The organism is Mycobacterium terramassiliense (assembly GCF_900157385.1).
GTDB lineage: Bacteria > Actinomycetota > Actinomycetes > Mycobacteriales > Mycobacteriaceae > Mycobacterium > Mycobacterium terramassiliense.
Genome location: NZ_LT717700.1, coordinates 848,817 through 871,524, shown reverse-complemented (window position 1 = coordinate 871,524; position 22,708 = coordinate 848,817). Strand labels below are relative to the sequence as shown.

Genomic DNA, 22,708 nt, shown 5'->3' with positions numbered 1-22,708 from the left:
CATCTGCATCCTCGGTGTCCCTTTGCTGGGGTTGTCGAATCATAGTAGTGACCGGGCCGCCCGCCGCAAAACTCTTTGCTGATCCCGTCGGCGTGTTGTCGGAGGTTGTCTACAAAAAAGTACGGAACTCCGGGACAAGTGAGTTCCCGCGAGGAAAGCCGGGGTCGGTGACGACCGCTAGTTAGGCGAGGCTTAGTTTGTTGTCCACCGCTGTCGCACGAAGGAGCCTGTCGAGCGTGACCGAAACAACCGCACCGGTCGCGGACGCGTCGGACGAGTCGTCCGTATCGGCGTCCCGTCGCGGTCGGTGGCTGCGGTGGGGCCTGCTGACCGTGTGGGGCCCCGGCCTGGTGGTGATGTTGGCCGATACCGACGCGGGCTCGCTGATCACCGCGTCGCAGTCCGGCGCGCAGTGGGGCTACCGGATGGTGCTACCGCAGTTGATCTTGATGCCGATCCTGTATGTCGTGCAGGAGATGACGGTGCGGCTGGGCATCGTCACCAAGAAGGGGCACGGCGCGCTAATCCGGGAACAGTTCGGCCGCTTCTGGGCGTGGATCTCGGCGTTCACACTGTTCGCCTCGGCGATCGGTGCGTTGCTCACCGAGTTCGCCGGCGTCGCCGGGGTGGGCGACCTGTTCGGCGTCTCGCGGTGGGTGAGCATTCCGGTGGCGACGGCCGCGTTGCTGGCGCTGGCGCTGACCGGCAGCTACCGGCGCGTGGAACGGATCGGCCTGGTCATCGGTTCGGCCGAACTGGCCTTCCTGGTCGCCATGTTGATGGCGCGTCCCGAGCCGAAAGCCCTTGTGGAGGGCCTTAAGTCGATGCCGCTGGGCAATTCGTCGTATCTGTTGCTGGTCGCGGCCAACGTCGGCGCGGTCATCATGCCCTGGATGGTCTTCTACCAACAGGGCGCCGTCGTCGACAAGCATTTGTCGGTCGCCACCATCCGCGAGGCCCGGCACGACACCGCCGCCGGCGCCGTGCTGACCCAGCTGATCATGATCTCGGTCGTCGTCACCGTGGCCTCGACCATCGGAGCCCACGGCGGCGAGGGCGCGCTGAACACCGTCGGCGACATCGCCAACGCGCTGACGCCGTACCTGGGCCGGGTCGGCGGCACCGTCCTGTTCGGGCTGGGCATGCTCGGCGCGGCGCTGGTCGCCGCGATCGTGTCGTCGCTGGCCGGGGCGTGGGGACTCTCGGAGGTTTTCGGGTGGAAGCACACCCTCAACGAGCGGCCCAACCGGGCCACCGCCAAGTTCTACATCACCTACGGGCTAGCACACGTGATCGGCGCCGTGCTCGTGCTGGCGAGCGTCGACCTGGTCAACCTCGCCGTCGACGTCGAGGTGATGAACGCGCTGCTGCTGCCCATCGTGCTGGGCCTGCTGCTGGCCCTGGAAGCGCGCGCGCTGCCCGAGGAGTGGCGCATGTGCGGACTTCGCAAATACGTCGCCCGGGCGCTCTGCCTCGTGGTGATGGGCTTCGGGCTCTACATGGTGCCGCAGGCACTCGGCTGGACCTAGGCGGGATCTCCCGGCGGCGCACCGCTGTGCGCCGGATAGGCGTGGACGAGCGCGCTGTCGAGCCTCGGCACCGCGTGAGTGAGTTGGTGTTCGGCGTCGTGAGCGATGCGGTGGGCGTCCTCGAGGCTGGTGGCGGGATCGATGTCGAGTTCGGCGTCGGCGTGCAGGCGGTGACCGATCCAGCGCATCCGCACGCTGCGCACGCTGCGGACGCCGGGCCTGGCGGCCAGCGCCGCTTCGGCGACGTCGACGAGTCCGGGGTCCACCGCGTCCATCAGCCGGCGGAAGATGTCGCGCACGGCGCGGCCCAGCACCGCCATGATCGCCACCGTGATGACCAGGCCGACGATGGGGTCGGCCAACGGATAGCCGAAAGCGACGCCGATGGCTCCGAAAAGCACTGCCAGTGAGGTGAATCCGTCGGTGCGGGCGTGCAGACCATCGGCGACCAGGGCGGCCGATCCGATGCGGCGGCCGATGCGGATCCGGTAGGCCGCGACGAGTTCGTTGCCCAAAAAGCCGATCACACCGGCGCCGGCGACCCAGCCGACATGCTCGATGGTGACGGGGTGGATCAGCCGCACGACGGCTTCGTAGCTCGCGATGATCGCCGACAGCGCGATCATGGCGATGACGAACAGGCCGGCGATGTCTTCGGCGCGCCCGTAGCCGTAGGTGTAGCGCCGGGTCGCCGGGCGGTTGCCCACCGCGAACGCGATCCACAGCGGGACCGCGGTCAGGGCGTCCGAGAAGTTGTGGATGGTGTCGGCGGCCAGGGCGATCGATCCCGAGACGACGGCGATCACGACCTGTACGGCCGCGGTTGCGCCCAGCCCGACGAGGCTGACCTTGACCGCCCGGATGCCGATGGCGTTGGATTCCAGAGCGGTGTCGACGCTGTCGGCGGCATCGTGGCTGTGCGGGACCAGCAGGTGCGTCAGGACGCCGCGAATCCCGTGTGGATGTTCGTGAACGTGACCATGCCCGCTATCCGCACTCATCCCGACGCTACTGGCTTATCTGCGTGCATACGCAGATAATAGGTTACTTGTCCGGCCCACGCGAGCGCGATAGCACATCACCGACGCCCTCCCGGATTCCCTCGTCGATCGGGTCGTGGCCGCCAGGACTGATGCCTGGGAGCGGCCGGCAGGAACAGCTGAGGACACCGAATGCGTTGGGGTCGGCGCCGGCGGTCGCGGCCAACCCAACGGCGACAAGAGCAATAGCGACACCGAGCGCTGACTTCGCGGCCAGGTCCGCGGCGCACGCTACAGCACCGCGCCGAACATCACGGCCGTACCGGCGGCGGTGCACATCTGATAGAGCGGTAACAGGCGCGCGAGCTGCCCGGTTTGCGGCACGGCGTTGATTCGGCGCTCGGCGACGTAAAGGCAGGCCCAGCACAGGGCCACGAGTCCGAATCCGAGGGTCGCGATCCAGTTCACCGCGGTGATCCACTCCGTTCCGGATCCAGTTGCCGACATCTCGTGTGCCGGCATCGTTTACGTCCCAAGCGTATCCGTGGCCAGTGCGGCGGACGACACATGGCGCCTTTTGGTTCGATCGACTGATCATCCGTACAGGCTTTCGCGTAATGCCCTCAAACGCTGAACATTTCGGGGCGGCGTCACCTCTGTTGGAAGTAATGCTTAGTGGCGCGGTGAGTCCATGAAATCGGCCGAGGCCTCGACGCTCGTGTCGAGGCCCCGGCCGAGAGGGCGATCAGTCGTTGCACGTGCAATCGGGGTGACCGCACGCGCAGCCGGCTGCTTGGATGCATCCGGAGTCGCCGCAGCCACAGCTGGTGGACTTGCAATGGCGGATGTGAGTATCATTCATGCATGGAACCATACCCCCGTAGGGTACTAACGGCAACCGTCTGGCGGTTGAGGATGCCGCGGGTCCGCCGGCGATTGGGAACCTGGGATCGAGGGTCGAAGGTCCCCGACGCGCGTGCCGATCGGCCCCTGACTGCGCGTCCGGTAACGCGTGAAATTAGCAGTCAACGAATAGCGTTCGGATCCTATGGGAGGTACACGCGATGATGTTCTGGTACGGCCACAACATGGGTTGGTGGGGATGGGGGATGGGCATCGGCATGGTGCTGTTCTGGGTGCTGTTGATCGCCGGCATCGTTGCGCTCGTCGTGTACACGACGGGGGATCGCCGCGGTTACCGAATTCCCCCGGCCGCAACGCCGTCCGTCACGCCGGAGCAGGTGCTCGCCGCACGCTTCGCCCGGGGTGAGATCGACGAGACGGAATATCGCCACCGGTTGGCGGTGCTGCGCGATCACGCACGCCCGTAGGGTCTGTGCGTCCGGTTTCTTTACGGGACCCGCGTCGGCCTCGAAGTTCAGAACCAGGGGCCGGGAAAGTGGCCGTCCTGGTCCTGCACCATGACGATGTCCTTACAGTCCCCGTTCAAGTTCGCGGCATTCTCGCCGCGGCAGACCAGCGTCCAGCCCGATATCCGCGCGAACGGACGGACGGACCACATCGTCGAGATCGGTTCGGTGCCGGGCAGGGCGAGGACGGCGAACGTATTGCCGACATTGGTGATGTAGAGGTGGTTTTCGAAGAAAGCCAATTTGGCGATCGACATCTTCGTCGCGTCCTCGCGCGTCTTCAGCAGGTCCCACTGCTGCGTTCGCAGGTTCCATACCCCGAACCCGAACTGCGAATTGCCCGAGTTGCGGCCATCGACGAACAACTTCCCGTCCGACAGGGTGGCGGCCAGCCCGCCGCCCGAAATCCGGTCGATATCACCGACTTTGATGAGGGCCTTGGCGTTCAGGTCATAGAACATCGTCGAGACCACGGGGGGGTTGGACGAATCCTGGTGCGTGATCTTCACCAATTTGTCCGGCCCATCGGACAATTCGCCGTCGACGGACGAAATGTCGTTGTCCTGGTAGATCGGTTCACCGCTCGGTCGGCGCAGTTCGGCCCCCGACGCCTTGGCGGGATCGGTGTTGCGTTGAAACGCCAGCACGTCCTGCCACACGCGGCCCGGCTGCGGGTCGTTCCACATCATCGAAAGGTCGGCGGCGGAAAGGATGACGGTCCGCGGTGGCGACGCGGCGCCGTGGCCGTCGGTGAAGGCGTTCACCCACGCCACGCCGGAGGCCGTCGCGGCCAGGCCCCATTCGTTCGGCGCGGTCAGCTTCAGCTCGGGGGTCGGCGGCTGCAGCTCTTTGGACACCAGCGGTTGACTGGTCTTCAGATCGAAGAGGTAGGCGGTGGTCTTGGCGGCGGTGGTCAGCACATAGACGACCCTCATGTCGTCGGCCGTCCCCGCGAGCGCGCAGATGCCGCCGGTGACGTCCTCGCCGGCGGGGAGCGCCGGGGCGCCGGGCGCCACGTACTGCCCGGTCTTCGTATCGAAAACCTTGGGCCGGATGTCCTCCAACACGGATTTGCTCTGGGAGAACTTCTCGGGACAACCGAAGAACGCCGTTCCGCCGTAGCTTTTCCAGTCCTTCTCCAGGGGCCCGGTCACCGGGGGCGGCGCGGCGGCCGACGGGGCGGTCGTCCTGGCGGTGGACATCGTGGTTGTCGGGGTGGCGGCGGGTGGACCCACGGTTTCCGAACAGGATGCGACGACGACGCAGACGGCCGGCGCGATCAGGGCAAACCTGAGTGTGGACACAGTCAGCCCCGTCCACCCACCCATCGACAAAACCCCCGTTAAGTTCGTGTAACCAACGAGCGTAGGGGGGGCCGGGGCCGACCGCGACTTGTGTCCAGGGGTATTGGTCACACGTGGTACACATCAGCCATGAGCAGCCTTGCCGAAGAGATCCGCTGGATGGACGCCACCGACCAGGCGGAGCTGGTGGCCAAGGGCGAGGTCACACCCGGTGAACTGCTCGAGGCGGCGATCGAGCGGATCGAGCGGTCCAACCCGGCGCTGAACGCGGTCGTCATCGAGTGGTTCGACCACGCCCGATCCGTGGCGGCCGGCCCCGACCTGCCCGACGGCCCGTTTCGCGGCGTCCCGTTCCTGCTCAAGGACCTCTATACGAGCTTCGCCGGTCAGACCCTGTCCAACGGCAACGTCGCGCTGAAACAGGCGGCCATCCGCGACACCGCCGACACGACGCTGGTCGCTCGATTCAAGGCGGCCGGCCTGGTGATCGCCGGGCGGACCAACAGCCCCGAGCTGGGCACCCTGCCCACCACCCAACCGGTGGCCTGGGGAGCCACCCGCAACCCGTGGGCGCTCGATCGCACGCCGGGCGGGTCCAGCGGCGGCGCCGCCGCCGCGGTCGCCGCCGGCATGGTCCCGTTCGCCAACGCCTCGGACGGCGGCGGCAGCATCAGGATCCCGGCGTCGTGCTGCGGGCTGGTGGGGCTCAAGCCCAGCCAGGGCAGGATCACGGTCGGCCCGGCCCGCTCCGAGTCCGGGCTGGGGGTCGAACTGGGCGTCAGCCGCACGGTGCGCGACACGGCACGACTGCTCGACGCCGTCCGCGGCCCCGGTGTCGGCGACTCCGTCATCGCGCCGGCGCCGCGGCGGCCCTACACCGAGGAGGTCGGCGCCGATCCTGGCCGGTTGCGCATCGGGCTGCTCGACGTGCACCCGCGCGGCGACTTCCTGCACGGCGACTGCGCCGCGGCGGCGCGCGCCGCGGCCTCGATGCTGGAGGGGCTCGGCCATGCCGTCGAGCCGGCCTGGCCGGCGTGCCTCGCCGACACGTCGCTGACCCCCAGGTTCATGGCGATGTGGGCGACGCAGACGGCGATGGCGGCCCGCGGGTTCGGCGAGACGCTCGGACGGGAGCTGACGGAGGACGACCTCGAGCCGGTGAACTGGGCGCTCGTCCGGCACGCGAAGCGGCTGGCGGCCCTCGACTACGCGGCGGCCCAGGCGGCGGGATGGGCCTTCCGCCGGGAGCTGCAGGGGTGGTGGGCCGACGGCTGGGATTTGCTGCTCACGCCGACCCTGGCCGAACCGCCGCTGCCGCTCACGGAATTCGAGAACGATCCCGGCGACCCGAACGCGCCGATGCGCCGCGCCGGGCGGTTCGCCGTGTTCACCCCGCCGTTCAACATGAGTGGGCAGCCGGCGATCAGCCTGCCCCTGCACCGCAGCGCCGACGGTCTGCCCATCGGGGTTCAGCTCGTCGCCGCGTACGGGCGCGAGGACGTGCTCATTCGCGTTGCCGCGCAACTGGAATCGGCCCATCCGTGGTCGTCGGTTCAGCCCCCGCTGCGCTGAGGCCGCAGCGCGGCCCGCACGTGTCCGCGCGCCCGGTCGAGCCGCACGGCGGCCTCGGCCGCGTCGACGCCCGCGAGCAGCGCGACGATGGCGGTCTTGGCGTGACCGCCCGCGGCGGCCAGCGCGCCGGCCGCGGCCTGTTCGTCGACGCCGGCCGCGTCGCGGACGATCCGCACCGCGCGGCGGCGCAGCTTCGCGTTGGTCGCGCGCACGTCGACCATGCGCGGCCCGTAGGCCCGGCCGAGCGCGATCATCGCGCTCGTCGAGAGCGCGTTGAGCACGACCTTCTGGGCGGTCCCGGCCGTCAGCCGGGTGGAGCCGGCGAGCACCTCCGGCCCGGTCAGCAACTCGATCACCACGTCGGCAGACGCCTCGCTGCCCGGGTTGTTGACGATCGCGACGGTCAGCGCGCCCACCGCCCGGGCGTGCTGGAGCGCGCCGAGCACGTACGGTGTGCGGCCCGACGCCGTGATCCCGACGAGCGCGTCCGCGGCGGCCAGGTCGGCGAGATCGGTTGGGTCGAACCGGTCTTCGGCCCCCTCGATGGCCTCGGTCAGCGCCGCCGCGCCGCCGGCGATCACGCCGCGCACGCGGTCGGTGCCGAACGTCGGCGCACACTCGGCCGCGTCGAGAACGCCGAGGCGCCCGGGCGTGCCGGCGCCGGCGTAGAACAGGCGGCCGCCCCGCTCGAGCCGCGCGGCGATCGCCTCGGCCGCCGCCGCGATCCGCGGAACCGCCGCGACCACCGCGCGGTGCGCCTCGCCCTCGGCGGCGACGAGCAGCGCGACCACCTCGCCGATCGGCCGCGCGTCCAGATCGTCCAGGTCCGGTCGGGAGGCCTCGGTGGCTAGCGCGTCGAGGCCGTGCGGGGCAAGGGCTTGCGGGCCGGCGCGCACGCGGATCACGTGCGGCTCGTGGATCGCCCCCAGCCGCAGCGCGCCGTCCAGCGCATCGCCGGCGGCCGGGACGAGGTCGAGCCGCTCGCGCAGCGCCTCGACTCCGGCCAGCCCGCCGACCATCGCCACCGGGCCGTCCCCGGCCGCGCGAGCGGTCGCGGCGAGCGCGGCGGCGGCGGCGTCCACGATCGCCCGGGCCGCGGCGTCGCCGGTCGCGGCGAGCACGTCGGGCGCGAAGGATGCGAGCGCGGCGGCGGAGTTGAGTTGCGCGGGCCAGGTGGCCGGCGCGCCGAAGCGCGCGCGGGCGGCGTCGAGCAGCGTGGTGGACGGGCCGCGGCCGTCGCGGGCGCGCAGCGCCGCACGCAACCCCGCGGCGCCGATCCACGCACCGCCGCCCTCGTCGCCGAGCCACGGGCCCCAGCCGTCGGCGGTCCGCAGCGCGCCGTCCGCGCCGAGGGCGAGCGCGACGACGCCGGTGCCCGCGATCAGCACGATCCCCGGCCGCCCGCCCAGCGCGCCCGCATGCGCGGTAACGGCGTCGCTGGTCACCGCGACGCGCTCGGCGCGCAGCGCGGCCAGCAGAGCATTGCCCAGCTCGCGCGCCGCGTCCGGCGCCGCCAGCGCCCCGGCGGCGCCAACGATCACCTCATCGACCGGGCCCAGCTCGCGCGTCAATTCGCCAGCCGCGGCCAGGATCGCCGCCTCCGCGGCGCGCACGCCGCCGGGCGTCGTCAGCCCCGGCGCGCCCGGCCCCTCGGCCCGCCGGCCGCCCGCCGCGGCCCGGCAGGACGTCTTGCCGAGGTCGACGGCGAGGATCACCGCACCATCCTTCATCACCCGCCGCGTGGGCGGCTACGTGTCGAACTCGATGGGCAGGCTCGTCGGGCCGCTCAGGCTCACCATCGGCTTCCACGGAACCGGTCCGGCGGTGCGCGGATTCAACAGCCGGCTCGCGATGACGTTCAGCGCTTCGGCGATCTCGCGCCGGGCGAGGTTGGCGCCCAGGCAGTAGTGCACGCCGCCGCCGAAGGTCAGGATCGGGGGCGCCCCGTCGCGCGTGATGTCGACGCGGTCGGGGTCGTCGTAGACCGACGGATCACGGTTGGCCGCGGCGGTATTCACCAAGACGGTCGTGCCGGCGGGGAAAAGGTAGCCGTCGAGTTCGGCGTCCTCGGCCAGCAGGCGAAGGGTCCCGCACGCGATCGGCGAGTGGCGCATGGTCTCCTCGACGGCGCGCATCGCCAGCTCGGGCTGCTCCTTGAGCAATCCCCATTGCTCCGGGTGCTCGCAGAGGACATGCACCGACGCGGCCACCTGGTTGCGGGTGGTGTCCGTGCCGGCCAGCAGCAGGCCGCCCGCCATCATGCGCAGTTCGGAGGCGCTGAGCCGATCGCCGTCGTCCTCGGCGCGAATCAGGTCGGACAGCAGGTCGTCGGTGAGGCTGTGGCGGCGCCGGGCGATCATGTCGTCGACGTAGTCGTCGAGTTCGCCCCAGGCGTGCATCACGACCGGCTCGACGTCGCGGAGGTCGACGGTGAAGCTGAAGGCCTTGAAGACGTCGTCCGCCCACGCGGAAAACCGTTGCCAATCCTCGCGTGGCGCGCCCAGCAACGCGCAGATGATCGGGACCGGGTAGGGGCGGGCCAGGTCGGTGACGACGTCGCAGCGGCCCGCGGCCGCGATCTGATCGACCAGTTCGTTCATCACGGCGACCATGGTGTCGTGCAGGCGCAGCGTCGCCCGCGGCGTGAACGCCTTCGAGGCCAGGCCGCGCACCCGCTGGTGGGTGTCGCCCTCCATGCACAACAGGCTGTTGACCACCTTGTCCCACAGCGGGCCCGAACTGATGCCCTGGCTGAGCATGTTCAGTCCGGGCGGGATCTGGAACCGGGGGTCGCGCAGCACGGAACGCACCAGGCGGTAGGACAGCACCTCGGGGCCGAACGGCCCCATCGCGACGGGAGCCTGCCGTTGCGCCGCTTGCAGCCGGGGATAGACCGCGGCGGGGGTTTCCTCGGCGGCGTACTCCAGCGTCGGCAGATCGGCATCGAAAACGCTTGTGGGAGCGGCACCGACGGTCATGACCTCTCCTCGCGACAACTTTCACACACCGTATGGCCAGGCTCGGTGACTGTCAACGATGTCGGGCTCGCTACGCATTCTCGCCATACATATACGCAAAAATGTTCAGCCACTCGGGCGACGGCCTTGCGGGCGACTCATTGCCGCGGCGATCGCATCGACCAACGCGCGCGGGATTCGCCGCGACCGCGTCCGGCCGTAGAATTGGGGCATCGAACGTTTGCAGGCCACAGCCACGCCCACCGCGCTTCCGCCCGGGCCCCGGCTTCCCGGGTGGATGCAGGCGGCGTTGAGCTTGCGCGGGGGTCCGCGGTTTGTGGCCGCCTGTGCACGCCGCTACGGCAGCATTTTCACGCTCCGGATCGCGTCGATCGGCACCCTGGTGTATTTGGCCGATCCCGCCGATATCAAGACGGTGTTCGCCGGTGACCCGCGCGTCTTCCATGCCGGCGAAGCGAATTCGCTATTGAGCGGGTTGCTCGGCGACACCTCGATATTGGTGATCGACGACCGCGCGCATGCCGAGCGGCGTCGCCTGATGTCGGCGCCCTTCCATCGAGAGGCGGTCGCGCGCCAAGCCGGGCTGATGGCCGAGATCGCCGCGGAGAACATCGCCGGGTGGCCGGTGGGCAGACGCTTCGCGGCGCTGCCCAAGATGTCCGAGATCACGCTCGAGGTGATTCTGCGGACGGTCATCGGCGCCACGGACCCGGCCCGGCTCGCCGCGCTGCGTGAGGTCATGCCGCGATTGCTCAAGGTCGGTCCGTGGGCGACGGCCGCGCTGGTGAACCCGAAGCTGCTGCGCCACTGGCCGTGGCGGGGACTGCGGCGTCGAATCGCGGCGGCCGACCGCCTGCTCTACGCGGAAATCGCCGACCGTCGTGCCGACCCAAATCTGGCCACCAGCACCGCCGTGCTGGCGATGCTGGTGCGCGACGGCGAAATGTCCGACCGCGAACTGCGCGATCAGCTCATCACGCTGTTGGTGGCCGGGCACGACACCACCGCCACCGGACTGTCCTGGGCGCTGGAACGGCTGACCCGCCACCCGGACGTGTTGGCCAAGGCGGTGCGGGCGGCCGAAACCAGTGCGGCGGGCGACCCGGCCGGCGACGAGTATCTCGACGCGGTGGCGAAGGAGACGTTGCGGGTCCGGCCGCCGGTGTTCGACGTGGGCCGCGTGCTCACCGAGCCCGTCGAGTTGGCCGGCTACCGCCTGCCGGCCGGGGTCTTGGTGGCGCCCGGCATGGTGCTCGTGCACGGCAGCGACGCCGTGTATCCCGATGCCGACCGGTTCGACCCGGATCGGATGGTGGGCGCCACGCTGGGCCCGGCGACGTGGTTTCCGTTCGGCGGCGGCAACCGACGCTGCCTCGGGGCCGGGTTCGCCATGGTCGAGATGCGCGTGGTGTTGCGCGAGATCCTGCGCCGGGTCGAGCTGAGCACCACCACCGCGACCGGCGAACGGCAGAAGCTCAAGCACGTCATCCTGGTGCCGCGCCGCGGCGCGCGCATCACCGTGGCGGCGACGCGAGACGTCGCAACGGCGACCACGAGCCACCGGGCGGCCGCGGGCGGTTAGCCGTGTCGAGCACCACGGACCAGCAGTGAGCCGATCAGCAAGACCGCGAACACGCCGCCCGCAATTCCCGAAATGAGCAGCGGCAGTTGGCCGTTCGGACCCCACAGGAAGCCCGCCCACAACCCCGCCACCAGGACGGCCAGGCCGGTGCCGGCCTGGAAAACGCCCTGCGCGCTGGCCTGATGCTCCCGGCCGACCAGCCCGGAAATCCAAGCCTTCCCGACGCCGTCGGTGCACCCGGTGAACAAACCGTACGCGCCGATCAGCAGCCAGGCCGTCACGATGTCGGTGGTCAGCCCCAGCCCGGTGTAGCCGATCGCGAAGAACGCCAGGCCGATCCCGAACAAGGCCGGTCGGCCGACGCGGTCGGCGAGCGACCCGGCCGGGTAGCTGGACAGGGCGTACACCGCGTTGTATCCGACGTACGCGAGAATCACCTGAGCGACCGAGAAGCCAATCTCGTTGAGCCGCAACAGCAACAGCGCGTCGGGAAAATTCACCACGCTGAAGGCCACGAGCAGTGCGGTCACCCGCCAGTACGGCCGCGGCAACGCGCGCGCGCCGGCCCACAGGGACTGCCGCTGCGGCCGCGGGCCGTGACGGCCGCGCTCGCGCACCAAAAAAACCAGTGCCACGCTCAGCACTGCCGGCACGATCGCGACATACAGCAGCGGCGGGATTCGGTGGTCGAGCAGCTCGTAGCCCGCCAGCCCGAGCAGCGGACCAACGACGGCGCCCAACGTGTCCATCGCGCGGTGGAAGCCGAAAGCCCGGCCGCGCAAAGCCTCGTCCACATCGTCGACCAGCAGCGCGTCGCGCGGCGCGCCCCGGATGCCCTTGCCGAGCCGGTCCACGACGCGCCCCGCCAGCACGCCCGGCCACGCCGCGGCCACCGCGATGATCACCTTGCCGAGCGCCGCCATGCCGTAACCGGCGGCGATCAGCGGGCGCCGCTGGAATCTGTCACCCAGCGGGCCCGAGGCGAGCTTGGTCAGCGAGGCCGCGCCCTCGGCCACCCCCTCGACCGCTCCCACCACGGACGCGGGCGCGCCCAGCACGGCCGTGAGGTAGATCGGCAACAGCGGATACAACAGCTCACTGGCGGTGTCCTGCAGGAACGAGACCCCGGAGAGCACCCGAACGTTGCGGGTGAGCCAAGGGGGCCACGAGCGCCCCGGCCGGAGGACTTCCTGTGTCACGGTCGTCAGCGTAGGGGAGACGCTCAGTCCGCTGCGCGCAGCCGCACCATCCGGGTCGTCGAGCTCTCGTCCAATTCGACGACGTCCGACCGCGACCGCAGGAAATCGCTGAATGACTTGAAACCCAACGACTTCTCGCTGAAGGACGGGTCCATCCGCTTCATCTGCGCCTTCACCGCCGAGTTGTGCAGCCAGTCGACGTCGTCCTTCTCGAGACCGATCTGCAGCGCGCGCGTCAGCAGCGCAGTCGCGGTGACCTGGGGGTCGGGTGCCTCCTCCGGCTCCTCGCGCTTGTCCGGCTTGGTGCGCCCGGCCCGCCGCCTCGGCTCGGCGTCGGCGTCGGCGTCGGCCGTCGGCGGTGCGGACTCGAGCACCGGGACTCCCGGCAGCGCATCGTAGATGACGAAGTCGTCGCAGGCGGCCGCCAGCGCCCGGCTCGACGAGCCGGCCACCCCGATGCCCACCACGTACCGGCCGAGCCGCTTACAGCGCTGCGCCAGCGGGATGTAGTCGGAGTCGCCCGCCACGACCACCACGTGGGTGAGATCGGGCAGCCGGAACATGTCCTCGACCGCGTCGACGGCCAGGCGGATGTCGGCGCCGTTCTTGCCGTAGGCCGCCGCCGGGAACAGTTGCACCAGGTCGACCGCGCGGGCGACCAGCTGTCCGCGATACCCCGCATTGACGTCCGCCGACCAGTCCGCGTAGGCGCGGGTGAGCACCAGCGTCCCGAACGAGGATGCGAAGTCGATGATCGCCCCGACGTCGACGGTGGCGCGGGCCCGCCGTTCGGGATGCTTCTCGAGTCCGATGGCCTTGTCCCGCTGGAACGAGTTACGCCCATTCACCTGGTCGTACCGCGAGATCACGATGTTGTCGAAGTCGAGGTAGACCGCCACACGGGCAGCGCCTGGTTCGGTCATGCCCTCAATCTTGTCCGACGCCGGGATGCAAAGAACAGCGCCCCGGCTATATGCCGTAGTCGGGGAGCTCGAAGTCGTCGATTACGGTGCGGGCGAAAAGCCTTGCCAGGGGACCGAAGTTCATGGTGCGCAGCGCCACGATCCGGAACCACAGGCCCAAGCGGGTCCTCGTCGCGAAGAACGGAATGTTTTTCTCCGCACCGGATTGCTTGGCCTTGATGAAGGGACGCAGGCGCGCCTCGTAGGCATCGAAGGCCCGGCGGTGGTCGCCGCCGGCCCGCGCCAGTTCGCCGGCCAGCACGTAGGCCTCGGTCATCGCCAGACCGGTGCCCTCGCCGCCCAGCAGCGAAATGCACGCGGCCGCATCGCCGATCAGCAGCGTCCGGCCACGTGACCAGCGCTCCATGCGGATCTGGCTGACGACGTCGAAGTACAGGTCTTGGACACCGGACGGGCCGTCGTCGAGCGTGGCCAGGATCTCCCGGGCTTCCCATCCGACGTCACGGAACTCGTTGCGCAGCTGGTCCTTTGGCGACTCGGCGGTGCGGTCGTTCGGCGCGCGAAAGATGAACAGGAACATGGTGCGGTCGTCGCGCAGGGCGCAACGTGCCAGTTGGCGCCCCGGGGTGGCGTACATGACGTAGACCAACTCGTCGCGGGGCCGGTAGCCGTCGACCACGCAGGCCGCGACCTTGCAGCCGAGGTAGTGCTCGTAATCCCGCTCCGGCCCGAAGGCGAGCCGGCGCACGTTGGAGTGCAGCCCGTCGGCGCCGATGACCAAGTCGAAATCGCGCGGCGCGCCCTTGTCGAAGGCGAGCCGGACACCGTCGTCGTGCTCGTCGAGGGCGGCGATGCTGTCACCGAAGATCGTTTCGACCTTGTCCTCGATCGTGGCGTAGATCGCGGCGGCCAGGTCGCCGCGCGGCAGGCTGGTGAACTCGTCACCGGCCATGCGGCGAAAGACCTCGGTGTCCACCTCCGCCTTGACCTCGCCCCGGGAGCCGACGGAGTGCAGCCGCTGGATCTCGTATCCGGCGGCGCGGACCCGGTCTTCGATGCCCATGCGTTTGGCCACCTGGTAGCCGACGCCCCAGAAGTCGATCATGTAGCCGCCGGTGCGGAATCTGGGCGCCTGCTCGATCACCGTCGGAGTGTGGCCCGTGCGATGCAGCCAGTGGGCAAGCGCGGCCCCCGCCACGCCGGCACCGCTGATGGCAATCCTCATGGCGGCTTCTACGTTGGCACCCACTGCCATGCGGCGTCCAGCCCTTCGCGGTCCTTTTCGGCACTTGGGTAGATGCACGATGCATATGTGCGGCTCTCCGGCCGGCATGGGTTGGCCGGGCGCGTGCCTGCGCGGCCGGCGCGGGCTAATGCGGTACCTGGCAGCCGCCTTGGTAGTCGACCTGCCAGTGCTTGATGCCGTTGATGAACGACGATCGCAGCCGCTCCGGCTCACCGGTCGCGGCCAAATCGGGCAGGTGGTCGGCGATCGCGTTGAACATCAGGTCGATCGTCATGCGCGCCAGGTTGGCGCCGATGCAGTAATGCGCGCCCGTGCCGCCAAAACCGAGGTGCGGGTTGGGGCAGCGCAAGATGTCGAACGTGTACGGCAGGTCGAAGACCTCTTCGTCGAAATTGGCCAAGCGGTAGAACAGCACCAACCGCTGGCCCTCCCGAATTCGCACACCGCCGAGCTCGGTGTCCTCCAGCGCGGTGCGCTGAAACGCGGTGATCGGGGTGGCCCAGCGGATGATCTCGTCGGCCGCGGTCTTGGGTCGGCGCGCCTTGAACAGCTCCCATTGCTCCGGGTGATCGGCGAAGGCGATCATCCCCTGCGTGATGGAGTTGCGCGTCGTCTCGTTGCCCGCGATGCCCAGCGTGACCACGAACATGCCGAACTCGGCGTCGGACAGGCGCTGGCCGTCGGCGTCGGCCTGGACGAGCGTGGTGACGATGTCGTCCCCCGGAGCTTCGGCCTTGCGGGCCGCCAATTGCATTGCGTACCACATCAACTCGCCCGCGGCCGTCAGGGAATCGTATTCGGCGAACTCCGGGTCGTCGCCGCCGATCATCTTGTTGGACCAGTCGAACAGCTTCTCGTGGTCCTCCTCCGGCACCCCGAGCAGGCGTGCGATGGCCTGCAGGGGCAGCTCGCAGGCCACCTGGCGGACGAAGTCGCCCGATCCGGCCGCCGCGGCCTCGGCGGCGATGCGCCCCGCGCGCTCGCTGAGGTCGGCGCGCAGCCGCTCGATCGCGCGCGGCGTGAAGGCGCGCGAGACGATCTTGCGCAGCCGGCTGTGTTCGGGATCGTCCATCATGATCATCGACGCGCGGCCCGCCTCGATCTGCCCGGCCGCCACGTCTTCCCGGTAGCGCGGCACGACCGACTTCGCGGCCGACGAGAAGACGTCGCTGCGCAGCGAAACCTCGCGGATGTCGCGGTGCTTGGTCACCACCCAATAGCCGCCGTCGCCGAACCCGCCCTGACCGGGCGGCTGCTCGTTCCACCAGATCGGGGCCCTCGCGCGCAGCTCGGCCAACTCCTGCACCGGAAGCCGGTCGGCGTAGATGTCGGGGTCGGTGAAGTCGAACCCCGGCGGGAGGTTCGGAGTGCCCATGCGGAGATGGTAGCCGCGCGCGCACCGACGTCACGGTTATCCGGCGAACGCAAGAATTTCGCAAGAAATCGGCGAAAATCCGCCAAGCGTTGTGCGGCAACGTGAGTGCATGTACACCACCGACGCCCTCAGGTGGGTTGTCGCGGGTGCCGTGCTCGCGGGCGGGGTTGCGGCGGCCGGTGCGGGGCCGGTCACCGCGACCGCCCACGCAGACGATGACCACTGTTCGTCACGGACGGGGTGCTACCACGGCCCCGGGATGCGCTGGTGCCCGGGCGATTACGTGTGGCCAGGGTTGAGGGCTACGGGGTGGGACTTGAACGTGTGCCACGTCTACCACGAGCAGTGCCCGCCCGGGTATTACGGCGGTTGCCCCGACAACATCGTCGAGGGACCCCCGCCGCCGCCGCCACCGCCCGTCTTCCGCACCCGGGAGGAGTGCGAGCGGGTGCTCGGGTTCATCTGCGCGTTCGCGCCCTAGCACGGAGAACACCAAATGCGATGCGTTCCGAGGAGAATCGCGGCGATCATTGGGGCAGGCCTGTTGGGCGTCGCGATCCTGGCGGGGACCCCCGCCCACGCCGAGGTGACCGCGCAGCCCGCGCCGGGCCACTTCCACCCGCTGCAGCCACCGGCCGCCCCGCCCTCCGACGCCAAGTCGGACGTGCAGGAGCTGCTACGGCAGACCTCCGAGCTGGACGACCAGTGGAACGGTCTCAACCCGGCGCAGCGAAACGAGCGGCTAGCGGCACTGCAGCAGCAGGCCACCAGGGTGCAAGGTGAGGTCAACGACCTTCCTCCCGAGCAAAAGCCCGAGGTGCAAGGGATGCTGACGCTGGCGGTCATCAGGCTGGCCGACATCCTCGGGAAAATGCGGGCGGCGTCGTGAGGTTCAACTCGCGACCGGGCTGGGCACGTTCGGGTTGTCGCGGGCGCCAAGGTCGGTGGCCGCAGTGGTGATGGCCCGCTCGATCTGGCGAAGCGCGTGCACCGCGGTGAGGAACCGCCGGGTGTCGGGGCGCGGTGCGCCCTCGCCGTCCTGCTGCCGGGCCAGGGTCTCGGCGGTGTCGAGGTCGTCGGTCACCGACACGATCGTCGGCGCGTGTGCACCGCCGATGGCCGCAACCAGCGCCTCGATGTTCCGCTGCGTCTGCGCGGCGGCCGCCATGAACGCGTCGGCCAGCTCCGGCGAGGAGCCGGCCGCGTCCTGGTACTGCTCGGCGCTGCGCGCCAAGCTTCGCCCGTAACGATCGCACGCGGCGAATATCCGCAGGCCGCGCCGGATGCTTCGCCGCCCGGCGAACCCGGCGACCCCGGCCAACAGCGGCTTGGCGCTGATCCGGAACTGCTGCAGCGCCCGGTCGAGCTGGCGTGCCTGCTCGGTCGGGCTCGCGGTCTGCTCCTCGCCGAACATGGTGGCCGTGGAGATCTCGATCAGCGCCGACAATGCCGTCAGGAAGGTGCGGGTGTCGTTCCGGATGGTGGTCCGAGTGTTGGTGGGCAGCACCAGGATTGCCACGGTCACACCGATGACGGCACCGATCGCGGTTTCTTCGATGCGCAGCATCAGCACGCCGAACGAGAATTGGCCCAGCAGCCCGTACAGCAGCGCCAGCATCGTGGTGATCCAGAACGTCATCAGGCTGTAGGTGACGGTCATGAAGTAGAAGGCGCAGAACAGGCACACGAAGATCGCGACCAGCGCGGCCCTCGTGTCCCCGGCGAACAGCGTGGCCACCAGCACGCCGCAGGGCACGCCCAGGATGGTGCCCAGCAGCCGCTGCCAACCCTTGGTCAGGGTTTCGCCCCAGGAGTTCGTGCCCGCGAAGATCACGAACGCCGCAATCACGGCCCAATACCAGCGCGCCGGCGACACCAGCTCACCGGCGACGATGGCCAGCGATGCGGCGACGCTCACCTGGATGGCTTGGCGGGTAGTCGGCCGTAGCCCCTCCTCGGCGGCGTCCGGGGCCGGGGCTTCCGGCGCGGGCGGCGGCACGCTCTCGTCGTCCCGCAGGGCGCCGGCTTTCCCGGCGGCGGCGCCTTCGACGATCGCCCGGACCTCCGCGGTCGCCGACGCGGCGTTGACGATCGCCAGGGCGAGGCGGCGTACGGCGGCCTCGCCCGGGTCGTCGTCCCGCGCGGCCGTGGGGCTCTGCCGGTCGAGGATCCGTTGCGCCCGGTCCGCCGCCCGACGCAGGCCGCCGGCCTCCGCCGTGCGCATCGCCCGCGCGAGCTGGGTGAGCGCCGCGACCAGTTCGGCGCGGGTGGCCGGCGGCAAGTCGGCGGACAGCGCGGCCGCCCGCCGGCCCGCGGTGGCGACCCATTCGATGGCCAGCTCGGCGTCGAACAGCCAGGGGGCCAGCTGTTCGCTGCTGACCCCGGGCCACAGCATGGCGGGGTCGGCCTTGTCCTCGATCTGACCCTGCACCATCAGGGCGGTCTCGTTGAGCCGGATGGTGCGGGCGCGCATGCGGCGGCGACGCCGTTCGTCGAGGCGGCCGGTACCCACCGCCTCGGCGGTGGTGTCGACGACGATGGCCATCCGGGCCCGCAGCGCCCGAACGGTGGCCCGCAGCACGCGTTCGGGCCGGTCGGGCAAAACGTAGGTACTCATCACGTACGTGCACAGCGTTCCGACCACCACGGCCCCGATCAACCAGGGCAACTCCGAAATCCGCGCTCGCAGATACAAAGTGAAGAAATACGACATGAACGCGACCATGCCCAGCGCCCTGCCGCGGGCGCCGAAGCGGCGGATGTACACCGCGGTGAAGACGATGGCGACGAAGACGACGTCGCTGGGGATAGCGTACGGGGCGAGCAGCGCGGCGGCGGTGATGGACAGCGCGGCGGGCAGCGGCAGCAGCGCCATAGTGATGCGTTGTTGGCGGAGGTCGGGCTCGTTGACGGATCGCGACGCGACCATGGTGATGACGACGCCGAGCAGGGCGACCGTCAGGGGCTGCCCCGCCGCCCTGGTCACCAGGTACATGATCAGCAGCGAACAGCCCAGCGCGGCCGTCGTCCGCGTCGCCATCCGGAGCCGCAGCAGGCCGGGATCCGACCCGATCCACCAGTTTCGGGCTCTTTCGTAGAGAACGGTGATCTCCTGACCTCTCGTCTGCGGGACACCCCATGGTTACCCGAACGGCGCCGCACCGGCCAAGCTAGTGTTCGACGTCGTGACAGCGCCGACGCGGGCAAAGCTGGCCGACGGCCGTGACCTCCTGTTTTTCGCGCTGCCGGGCCACCGCCCGGCGCCGGTCGAAGACCGCAGGCCGCTGCCGCCGCGTGACCCGGACCGGTCGCAGTTGCGTTTCGACCGGTCGACGGGGCAGTGGGTGATCGTCGCTGCGCTGCGCCAGGACCGCACCTACAAGCCCCCCGCCGACCAGTGCCCGCTGTGTCCCGGCCCGACCGGACTGACCAGTGAGGTGCCGGCCCCGGACTACGACGTCGTCGTGTTCGAAAACCGGTTCCCCAGCCTCTCGGGCGCCGGACAGCCGGTGTCGCTGCCCCCCGATGCCGGGTTCGTGTCCGCTCCCGCGCGTGGCCGCTGCGAGGTGATCTGTTTTTCCAGCGACCACACCGGGTCGTTCGCGGCGTTGCAACAGGCGCATGCCCGGCTGGTCGTCGAGGCGTGGCGGCACCGCACCGCCGAGCTGATGGCCACCCCGGGCGTCGAGCAGGTGTTCTGCTTCGAAAACCGCGGCGAGGAGATCGGGGTGACGCTGACCCATCCGCACGGTCAGATCTACGGCTATCCGTTCCTGACGCCGCGCACGGCGACCATGCTGGCGCAGGCCCGCGAACACCGCAGGTGCCACGGCGCCAACCTCTTTGCCGACCTGCTGGCGCGCGAGGCCGCCGACGGCGCTCGCATCGTCGCGCGCACCGAGCTGTTCACGGCGTTCGTGCCGTTCGCGGCGCGCTGGCCGGTCGAGGTGCACATCTACCCGAACAGGTTCGTGCACAACCTTGTCGAACTCGACGACGACGAGCGCGACGGGTTGGTGCGGGTCTACCTCGACGTGCTGGGGCGGTTCGACCGGATGTATCCTTGCCCGCTGCCGTATATTTCGGCGCTGCACCAGTTCGCCGACACGCCAGCCCAGGACGACGGCTACTTCCACATCGAGTTGATGTCGATCCGGCGCAGCGCGACCAAGCTCAAGTACCTGGCGGCCTCCGAATCGGCGATGGACGCGTTCATCAGCGACGTCACCCCCGAAGCCGTGGCGCAGCGGTTGCGGGAGCTTTGATGACGGTCCGCTACGCCGCTCCCGGGCGGGTCAACCTGATCGGTGAGCACACCGACTACAACCTCGGGTTCGCGTTGCCGATCGCGCTGCCGCAGCGCACCGTGGTGACCTTCACCCCCGACGGGGGCGACACCATCACGGTGGGCAGCCTGCGCGCGGACGGCGCGGTGCGGTTTCCACTGGCCACCGCTCCCGGGCAGGTGACCGACTGGGCCGCCTACGTGGCCGGGGTGGTGTGGGCGCTGCGCCAGGCGGGTCACCCGGTGCCGGGCGGCGCGATGTCGATCACCAGCGACGTGGAAATGGGGTCCGGGCTGTCGTCCTCGGCGGCGCTTCAGTGCGCGGTGCTGGGTGCGATCGCCTCGGCCGCGGGCGTCGAGATGGACCGCATCGAGCAGGCGCGGCTGGCCCAGCGCGCCGAGAACGAGTATGTCGGCGCCCCAACGGGTTTGCTTGACCAGCTGGCCTCGCTTTTCGGGCAGCCGTCGAACGCGCTGCTGATCGACTTTCGCGACCTCACCGTCGCCCCGGTGACCTTCGATCCCGACGGGCACGGTGTGGTGCTGCTGTTGATCGACTCCCGGGCGCCCCACCGCCACGTCGGCGGCGAGTATGCGGCCCGGCGCGCGTCGTGCGAGCGAGCCGCCGCCGCCCTGGGGGCGTCATCGTTGCGTGACGTCTGGGATCGCGGGCGCGCGGAGTTGGACGCGATCCACAACCCGATCGATGCCCGCCGTGCCCGCCACGTGCTCAACGAGAACGGCAGGGTTTTGGATTTCGTTGCGGCAATCGGTGATTCGGACTTCGTTGAAGCCGGCCGCATCTTGACCGCCTCGCATGTCTCCATGCGCGACGACTTCGATATCACCACCGAACATATCGACCTGATCGCCGACACCGCGGTGCGGGCGGGGGCTTTCGGCGCCCGGATGACCGGCGGCGGATTCGGCGGCTGTGTCATCGCGCTCGTGCCCGACACCCGGGCGGACGCCGTCGCGCAGACGCTGCGACGGACGCTGCTGAGCGCGGGACATCCGCGGCCGGTCGTCACCCGAACCCGTGCCGCCGCCGGCGCCGGCCCCGGATGAGTCGGCAATTTCCCCAGGCCGCCGGCGCGTTGCTCAGCGCACGCGTGCGCGCGCCGGGGCGCTAGCCACCCGGAGTCAACCGGACCGCCGCAAGGTGCATCCGGTCGACGGCCTCCGCGAACTCCTCGCGGGACGGTATGCGCGGGTCGCGAAATTTCAATCCGATCATCCGCTGTGCGCGCTGCAGTCCATAGGACTCGGCGCAGCGGTGGTACAGGCCGGAGACGATTTCGCGGTCGCGGATGAGCTCACCGCGCATGGCCGTCGTCTTGCCGTCGTAGACCACCTGCGCCGGCGCGCCGTTGCGGAAGTTCTGCTTCCACGAGGCGCCCGTCAGCGCATAAAGCTCGCCGTCGATCAGGTGAGCGCTCAAGGGAATCGTGTACGGCCGCCCCGTCTTTCGGCCGGTGAAGCTCAACACCATCAGCTGCTTGCGCGCGGGCCCGGCAAGCGGGGTGCGCAGCAGGAAACCCAGGACGGGGTTGACGAGACGCAGTAGTGCCGACGGGGGGTGCCCGGCGTCTATCGCATGCGACTGTTCTGCCATGTCAACACCGTAAGGCCAACGGGGCGCCGCGGCGCAACGATTCGCGGCCGCGACGCCCCGAAAGGCGGTCAGTGGTCAGGGGGTGATGGTCGTCTGGTCGTCGATGATGTTGGTGGCGTCCATCAACGGACCCTGGTCGCTTTCCAGCGAGTCGGCGTTGAGCTGCAGCACGTACACCGCACCCTGGCTGGGAATCACCACCGTCTTCTGGGCGACGGCGCGCGTCTTGCCGTCCCGTTGGTAGGTGCCGCCCAGCTGCCAGGCCTGGAATCCGGCGAGCGTGGAGGCCTTGCCGTTACCGCTGCCCTGGTAGCCGGGGAGGCCGATCAGCTCGTTGGGGGCGTACTGGATGATCTTCGCCGGGTCGACGTCACCGGTGAGTTTCGAGTAGAGCGCCGAGACGGTGGGTGGATCGGACGGGTTCGCCGGCTGCGACAGCACTATGCCGCCGTAGGACGTGCCCGAGTTCTGGTTGATCTGCCAACCCGCGGGCACCGGCAGATCGACGTTGGGGCCGGGATCGCCGTGGTGGATGGGAGTCTCCGTGATGTGGTTGTCGCGGACGTAGTCGGCGATCGTCGGGCCGCCCTGCGCGCTCGGCGTCGCGGAGGTTTTCGAAGTTGTGGTCGAGGTCGACGTGGATGTCGATGTCGATGTCGACGGCGATGACTTGTTGCTGGAGCCGCATGCCACGAGCGCGACACTCAGCGCGACGGTAATGGTTGCTGCGGTCAACTGTTTCATCGATCA

The 22,708-nt window shown here is 69.7% G+C and carries 20 protein-coding genes and 1 pseudogene; 8 read left to right on the top strand and 13 right to left on the bottom strand.

Annotated features, from left to right (window positions below):
* Positions 1 to 236: 236 nt before the first annotated feature.
* Positions 237 to 1,529 (top strand): NRAMP family divalent metal transporter, encoded by a 1,293-nt coding sequence (locus MTAB308_RS12275; RefSeq protein ID WP_077099663.1) that lies wholly within the window; start codon positions 237 to 239, stop codon positions 1,527 to 1,529.
* On the opposite strand, the gene MTAB308_RS12270 is transcribed toward MTAB308_RS12275, so the two are convergent.
* Together MTAB308_RS12270 and MTAB308_RS12260 are read right to left on the bottom strand one after the other, a co-directional pair.
* On the bottom strand, positions 1,526 to 2,530 hold the full coding sequence (locus tag MTAB308_RS12270; protein ID WP_077099662.1) for a cation diffusion facilitator family transporter: 1,005 nt from the start codon (positions 2,528 to 2,530) through the stop codon (positions 1,526 to 1,528). The genes MTAB308_RS12275 and MTAB308_RS12270 overlap by 4 nt on opposite strands.
* 270 nt (positions 2,531 to 2,800) lie before the next feature.
* The gene (locus MTAB308_RS12260) at positions 2,801 to 3,031 is read right to left on the bottom strand and encodes a DUF5134 domain-containing protein (RefSeq protein WP_108637277.1); all 231 of its coding nucleotides are present in this window, start codon (positions 3,029 to 3,031) and stop codon (positions 2,801 to 2,803) included.
* A 542-nt stretch (positions 3,032 to 3,573) separates the two neighbouring features.
* Between MTAB308_RS12260 and MTAB308_RS12255 the strand changes: the two genes are divergently transcribed.
* Positions 3,574 to 3,840, top strand: a complete 267-nt coding sequence (locus MTAB308_RS12255) for an SHOCT domain-containing protein (RefSeq protein WP_066907069.1) — start codon at positions 3,574 to 3,576, stop codon at positions 3,838 to 3,840.
* 47 nt (positions 3,841 to 3,887) lie between these two features.
* Here MTAB308_RS12255 and MTAB308_RS12250 read toward each other — a convergent pair whose 3' ends face one another.
* Positions 3,888 to 5,207, bottom strand: a complete 1,320-nt coding sequence (locus MTAB308_RS12250; RefSeq protein WP_425436254.1) for a hypothetical protein — start codon at positions 5,205 to 5,207, stop codon at positions 3,888 to 3,890.
* A 105-nt stretch (positions 5,208 to 5,312) separates the two neighbouring features.
* Between MTAB308_RS12250 and MTAB308_RS12245 the strand changes: the two genes are divergently transcribed.
* The gene (locus MTAB308_RS12245; protein ID WP_077099659.1) at positions 5,313 to 6,755 is read left to right on the top strand and encodes an amidase; all 1,443 of its coding nucleotides are present in this window, start codon (positions 5,313 to 5,315) and stop codon (positions 6,753 to 6,755) included.
* On the opposite strand, the gene murQ is transcribed toward MTAB308_RS12245, so the two are convergent.
* From murQ to MTAB308_RS12235, 3 genes and pseudogenes are all read right to left on the bottom strand, one after another.
* Positions 6,737 to 7,651, bottom strand: coding sequence for an N-acetylmuramic acid 6-phosphate etherase (gene murQ, locus MTAB308_RS30595; protein WP_077100153.1), 915 nt, complete (start codon positions 7,649 to 7,651; stop codon positions 6,737 to 6,739). The two genes, MTAB308_RS12245 and murQ, sit on opposite strands and share 19 nt — an antisense overlap.
* A gap of 90 nt (positions 7,652 to 7,741) precedes the next feature.
* Positions 7,742 to 8,485 (bottom strand): annotated as a pseudogene (locus MTAB308_RS30590) (BadF/BadG/BcrA/BcrD ATPase family protein); the annotation flags it as partial.
* A gap of 18 nt (positions 8,486 to 8,503) precedes the next feature.
* Positions 8,504 to 9,733 (bottom strand): cytochrome P450, encoded by a 1,230-nt coding sequence (locus MTAB308_RS12235; RefSeq protein ID WP_077099658.1) that lies wholly within the window; start codon positions 9,731 to 9,733, stop codon positions 8,504 to 8,506.
* A gap of 277 nt (positions 9,734 to 10,010) precedes the next feature.
* Here MTAB308_RS12235 and MTAB308_RS12230 point away from each other — a divergent pair, with 277 nt between their 5' ends.
* Positions 10,011 to 11,315, top strand: coding sequence for a cytochrome P450 (locus MTAB308_RS12230; RefSeq protein WP_083746512.1), 1,305 nt, complete (start codon positions 10,011 to 10,013; stop codon positions 11,313 to 11,315).
* Here the strand turns inward: MTAB308_RS12230 and MTAB308_RS12225 are convergent.
* The 4 genes from MTAB308_RS12225 to MTAB308_RS12210 form a co-directional block, all read right to left on the bottom strand.
* Positions 11,312 to 12,514: an MFS transporter gene (locus tag MTAB308_RS12225; RefSeq protein ID WP_077099656.1), complete on the bottom strand. Its 1,203-nt coding sequence runs from the start codon at positions 12,512 to 12,514 to the stop codon at positions 11,312 to 11,314. The two genes, MTAB308_RS12230 and MTAB308_RS12225, sit on opposite strands and share 4 nt — an antisense overlap.
* A 23-nt stretch (positions 12,515 to 12,537) precedes the next feature.
* On the bottom strand, positions 12,538 to 13,437 hold the full coding sequence (locus MTAB308_RS12220) for an NYN domain-containing protein (RefSeq protein WP_077099655.1): 900 nt from the start codon (positions 13,435 to 13,437) through the stop codon (positions 12,538 to 12,540).
* Positions 13,438 to 13,483: 46 nt separating this feature from the next.
* Positions 13,484 to 14,662: an FAD-binding domain gene (locus MTAB308_RS12215; RefSeq protein WP_077099654.1), complete on the bottom strand. Its 1,179-nt coding sequence runs from the start codon at positions 14,660 to 14,662 to the stop codon at positions 13,484 to 13,486.
* A gap of 145 nt (positions 14,663 to 14,807) precedes the next feature.
* The gene (locus tag MTAB308_RS12210; protein ID WP_077099653.1) at positions 14,808 to 16,058 is read right to left on the bottom strand and encodes a cytochrome P450; all 1,251 of its coding nucleotides are present in this window, start codon (positions 16,056 to 16,058) and stop codon (positions 14,808 to 14,810) included.
* A 109-nt stretch (positions 16,059 to 16,167) separates the two neighbouring features.
* On the opposite strand from MTAB308_RS12210, the gene MTAB308_RS12205 reads away from it, so the two are divergent.
* Together MTAB308_RS12205 and MTAB308_RS12200 are read left to right on the top strand one after the other, a co-directional pair.
* Positions 16,168 to 16,539 (top strand): hypothetical protein, encoded by a 372-nt coding sequence (locus MTAB308_RS12205; protein WP_157900943.1) that lies wholly within the window; start codon positions 16,168 to 16,170, stop codon positions 16,537 to 16,539.
* Between the two features lie 63 nt (positions 16,540 to 16,602).
* Complete coding sequence (locus tag MTAB308_RS12200) at positions 16,603 to 16,947, top strand: hypothetical protein (RefSeq protein WP_077099651.1); 345 nt, start codon at positions 16,603 to 16,605, stop codon at positions 16,945 to 16,947.
* Positions 16,948 to 16,950: 3 nt separating this feature from the next.
* Here the strand turns inward: MTAB308_RS12200 and MTAB308_RS12195 are convergent, their stop codons facing one another.
* Positions 16,951 to 19,098, bottom strand: a complete 2,148-nt coding sequence (locus tag MTAB308_RS12195) for an FUSC family protein (protein WP_077099650.1) — start codon at positions 19,096 to 19,098, stop codon at positions 16,951 to 16,953.
* A gap of 145 nt (positions 19,099 to 19,243) precedes the next feature.
* Between MTAB308_RS12195 and galT the strand changes: the two genes are divergently transcribed.
* Together galT and MTAB308_RS12185 are read left to right on the top strand one after the other, a co-directional pair.
* Positions 19,244 to 20,323 (top strand): galactose-1-phosphate uridylyltransferase, encoded by a 1,080-nt coding sequence (gene galT, locus MTAB308_RS12190; protein WP_425436251.1) that lies wholly within the window; start codon positions 19,244 to 19,246, stop codon positions 20,321 to 20,323.
* Complete coding sequence (locus tag MTAB308_RS12185) at positions 20,323 to 21,411, top strand: galactokinase (protein ID WP_077099648.1); 1,089 nt, start codon at positions 20,323 to 20,325, stop codon at positions 21,409 to 21,411. The genes galT and MTAB308_RS12185 overlap by 1 nt, the downstream gene beginning before the upstream one ends.
* Positions 21,412 to 21,472: 61 nt before the next feature.
* On the opposite strand, the gene MTAB308_RS12180 is transcribed toward MTAB308_RS12185, so the two are convergent.
* Together MTAB308_RS12180 and lpqN are read right to left on the bottom strand one after the other, a co-directional pair.
* Complete coding sequence (locus tag MTAB308_RS12180) at positions 21,473 to 21,958, bottom strand: hypothetical protein (RefSeq protein WP_077099647.1); 486 nt, start codon at positions 21,956 to 21,958, stop codon at positions 21,473 to 21,475.
* A 75-nt stretch (positions 21,959 to 22,033) separates the two neighbouring features.
* On the bottom strand, positions 22,034 to 22,702 hold the full coding sequence (gene lpqN / locus MTAB308_RS12175) for an envelope biogenesis lipoprotein LpqN (protein WP_077099646.1): 669 nt from the start codon (positions 22,700 to 22,702) through the stop codon (positions 22,034 to 22,036).
* Between the last annotated feature and the right edge of the window lie 6 nt (positions 22,703 to 22,708).

What these genes read in the sequence shown, in the direction of transcription:
- MTAB308_RS12210 (WP_077099653.1), bottom strand. Translation starts at nt 16,058, where the DNA reads ATGGGCACTCCGAACCTCCCGCCGGGGTTCGACTTCACCGACCCCGAC.
- MTAB308_RS12270 (WP_077099662.1), bottom strand. Translation starts at nt 2,530, where the DNA reads ATGAGTGCGGATAGCGGGCATGGTCACGTTCACGAACATCCACACGGG.
- MTAB308_RS12180 (WP_077099647.1), bottom strand. Translation starts at nt 21,958, where the DNA reads ATGGCAGAACAGTCGCATGCGATAGACGCCGGGCACCCCCCGTCGGCA.
- MTAB308_RS12250 (WP_425436254.1), bottom strand. Translation starts at nt 5,207, where the DNA reads ATGGGTGGGTGGACGGGGCTGACTGTGTCCACACTCAGGTTTGCCCTG.
- MTAB308_RS12245 (WP_077099659.1), top strand. Translation starts at nt 5,313, where the DNA reads ATGAGCAGCCTTGCCGAAGAGATCCGCTGGATGGACGCCACCGACCAG.
- MTAB308_RS12260 (WP_108637277.1), bottom strand. Translation starts at nt 3,031, where the DNA reads ATGCCGGCACACGAGATGTCGGCAACTGGATCCGGAACGGAGTGGATC.
- MTAB308_RS12215 (WP_077099654.1), bottom strand. Translation starts at nt 14,662, where the DNA reads ATGAGGATTGCCATCAGCGGTGCCGGCGTGGCGGGGGCCGCGCTTGCC.
- MTAB308_RS12205 (WP_157900943.1), top strand. Translation starts at nt 16,168, where the DNA reads ATGTACACCACCGACGCCCTCAGGTGGGTTGTCGCGGGTGCCGTGCTC.
- lpqN (WP_077099646.1), bottom strand. Translation starts at nt 22,702, where the DNA reads ATGAAACAGTTGACCGCAGCAACCATTACCGTCGCGCTGAGTGTCGCG.
- MTAB308_RS12195 (WP_077099650.1), bottom strand. Translation starts at nt 19,098, where the DNA reads ATGGCGACGCGGACGACGGCCGCGCTGGGCTGTTCGCTGCTGATCATG.
- MTAB308_RS12235 (WP_077099658.1), bottom strand. Translation starts at nt 9,733, where the DNA reads ATGACCGTCGGTGCCGCTCCCACAAGCGTTTTCGATGCCGATCTGCCG.
- MTAB308_RS12230 (WP_083746512.1), top strand. Translation starts at nt 10,011, where the DNA reads ATGCAGGCGGCGTTGAGCTTGCGCGGGGGTCCGCGGTTTGTGGCCGCC.
- MTAB308_RS12185 (WP_077099648.1), top strand. Translation starts at nt 20,323, where the DNA reads ATGACGGTCCGCTACGCCGCTCCCGGGCGGGTCAACCTGATCGGTGAG.
- MTAB308_RS12255 (WP_066907069.1), top strand. Translation starts at nt 3,574, where the DNA reads ATGATGTTCTGGTACGGCCACAACATGGGTTGGTGGGGATGGGGGATG.
- MTAB308_RS12220 (WP_077099655.1), bottom strand. Translation starts at nt 13,437, where the DNA reads ATGACCGAACCAGGCGCTGCCCGTGTGGCGGTCTACCTCGACTTCGAC.